1 pseudogene is annotated in these 622 nt (G+C 67.8%); it reads left to right on the top strand.

Annotated features, from left to right (window positions below):
- Positions 1–622, top strand: a pseudogene (locus tag VQ02_RS38600) (hypothetical protein); the annotation flags it as partial.

Here is a 622-nt window from a genome sequence, read left to right on the forward strand (position 1 = left end):
TCGCCCGAGCAGCTGTTCTGGCTGACGCTCATCTACGCCACGCCCGGCTCGGGCAAGTCGGTGCTGATGAACCGGCTGAACGTCGAGTTCGCGGCGTTCTCCGCCGGCGCGGCCCTGCCCTTCCTCGCCGTCATCGACGTCGGCGTCAGCTCCAGCGGGTTCATCGAGCTGGTGCGCAACGCGCTTCCCCCTGAGCGGCGGCACGAGGCGTACTACGTCCGGCTCCTCAACACGCCGGACTACGCGGTCAACTTCCTCGACCTCGGCCTTGGCCGCCGCATGCCGCTGGAGCGCGAGAGGAGCTTCATCGAGAACTTCCTCACCACGCTCCTCAACGTGTCGAACCCGGAAGTGGCGCTCCTGGTGCCGCGCATGATCTCGCGGGTGTTCCAGCTCAAGAGCGATCTTCAGTTCTCGTCCTCGCCGTCGGTCTACCAGCCCGACGTCGACCCCGAGCTCGACCGGATCATCCACGACTTCGGCATCGAGGTCCCCGACAAGGCGCGGTGGTGGAGCATCGTCGACGCGCTGGTCCAGCGCCGGCTCTTCTTCGCGGCACAGCGCGCGCAGCGCTACGCGATGCCGGTGCTGGAGGACTTCGCCCGGGTGCTGGCCGAGCCGA

It is taken from the genome of Methylobacterium variabile (assembly GCF_001043975.1).
GTDB classification, from domain to species: Bacteria; Pseudomonadota; Alphaproteobacteria; order Rhizobiales; family Beijerinckiaceae; genus Methylobacterium; species Methylobacterium variabile.